This is a genomic window from Streptomyces fuscigenes (assembly GCF_021556455.1).
In the GTDB taxonomy this organism is placed as follows: domain Bacteria; phylum Actinomycetota; class Actinomycetes; order Streptomycetales; family Streptomycetaceae; genus Streptomyces; species Streptomyces fuscigenes.
The window spans coordinates 1-1,970 of record NZ_JAKGCV010000683.1; the positions used below are offsets into that span (position 1 = coordinate 1).

Sequence of the window (1,970 nt, forward strand, 5' to 3'; positions counted from 1 at the left end):
CCGCGTCCGACACCGAACGCCCCGCCCCCGCGGCGCCCGGCGCCGGGGTCACGCCCGCCGACGCGGCGGACGCGGCCCGGCTCGTGTCGTTCGGCCTGCAGCCCCGGCTCGCGCCCTCGCGCGACGCCGAGTACACCGAGCTGCTGCGGCGCTACCGCGAGGACCCCGCCTTCGCCCGGATCGCCGACGCCGTCGCCACCGGCCTCGGCCTCGTCGTGCTGGAGGTCTCCACCCGCGCGGGCATGGCCGTCACCGCCGCGGAGGACTCCGTCTTCGCCGTGCGGATGGGCGAGTACGCGCGCCGCGCCGCCACCGACTCCGCCGACCGGTTCCTGCACGGACTGGCCCATCTCGCCGTCGCCGCCCTGGCGTTCCCCCGGCCGGAGGACCTCGCCGACGACGGGTACATCGGCCGCATCACCGTCAACGGGGTGGACGCGTTCGTCCGCCAGGCGTGCCGGCGCCTGGAGGAGCGCGCCGAGGAGGACGGGGAGAACACCGACCCCGCGAGCGGCGAGCCCGGTCTGGAGGCCGCCTGGCGCGTCTACGCGCGCCGCAGCGCGACCGGGGCCACCAAGGACGCGCGCCGCCTCGCCGGATCGACCACCGGCATCGTCGGCAAGGCCGTCGCCTTCCTCACCGAGTCCGGCTTCCTCCAGCGCACCGGCGACGACGCGGGAGGCGCGTACCGCACCACCGCGCGCTACCAGCTCCAGGTCCGCGACATGGCGGGCTCCGCGGCCCTCGCGGAACTGGCCGAACTCGGCGTCGTACCCGTGACGGACGGCACCGCGACCCTCCTGCCGCCGCCCGACGCCGCCGACACGGAACTCGTCGCGGACGCGGGGCTGCCCTTCCACTCCTGACCCCGCGCCGCGGCCGCCGCCCGGCGCGCCGCCCGCCCCCGTGCACCCCACCGACCGCCCCCACGGGCACCGTTCACGAGAGACCGCCGCCATGTACGAGCTGTCCAGGGTCCGCCTCTACTCCATCGGGCCCGCCGGAGCGCGCTACGCCGACACCGTGCTCGACCTGCGCGGCGTCGGCGCCGCCGTCCCGAACCCCGCGCCCGTGCAGAGCGAGTTCTTCGCCGACGAGCCGTCCGGCCCGCCGCGCCGCCCCGCCCCCGCGGGCGTCCTGTTCCTGGAGAACGGCGGCGGCAAGTCCGTCCTGCTCAAGCTGATCTTCTCCGTGATGCTGCCGGGCCACCGCAACACGCTCGGCGGCGCCAGCTCCGGCGTGCTGCGCAAGTTCCTGCTCGCCGACGACTGCGGCCACGTGGCCCTGGAGTGGCAGCACACCCAGACCGGCGAACTCGTCGTCGTCGGCAAGGCCAGCGAGTGGCGCGGCCGCCAGGTCTCCGGAGACCCGCGCAAGTTCGCCGAGGCCTGGTACTCCTTCCGGCCCGGCCCGGGGCTCAGCCTCGACTCGCTGCCCGTGGCCGAGGCCCAGTCCGTCCGGCCACCCGCCGAGGGTGCCTCCGGCGCGCGCGGCCGCCGCCGGACCATGAAGGGCTTCCGCGACGCCCTGACCGACGCCGGCAAGTTCTACCCCCACCTGGAGGTGTACTGGGAGGAGATCCACGACCGCTGGAACGAGCACCTCGGCGACCTCGGGCTCGACCCCGAACTCTTCCGCTACCAGCGCGAGATGAACGCCGACGAGGGCGAGGCCGCCGGCCTGTTCGCCGTGAAGAAGGACTCCGACTTCACCGACCTGCTGCTGCGCGCCGTCACCGACACCCGCGACACGGACGGGCTCGCCGACCTCGTCGGCGGCTTCGGCAACAAGCTCGGCCGCCGCGCGGAACTCACCGCCGAACGCGACTTCACCGCCGGCTCGGTCGACCTCCTCGGCCGCATCGTCGAGGCCGCCGCCGTGCGGGGCCGCGCCCGCGAGATCCACACCGCCGCCGAACGCAGGGCCCGGGCCCTGGTGCGCCGCCTCGCCGCGCGCGCCGGCGACGAGCG

The 1,970-nt window shown here is 76.1% G+C and carries 1 protein-coding gene and 1 pseudogene; both read left to right on the forward strand.

Annotated features, from left to right (window positions below; translation table 11 throughout):
• Positions 1 to 866 (forward strand): hypothetical protein (locus tag L1885_RS27710; RefSeq protein ID WP_235799892.1); only part of this gene is annotated, 866 nt, incomplete at its 5' end.
• 91 nt (positions 867 to 957) lie between these two features.
• A pseudogene (locus tag L1885_RS27715) lies at positions 958 to 1,970 on the forward strand (hypothetical protein); the annotation flags it as partial.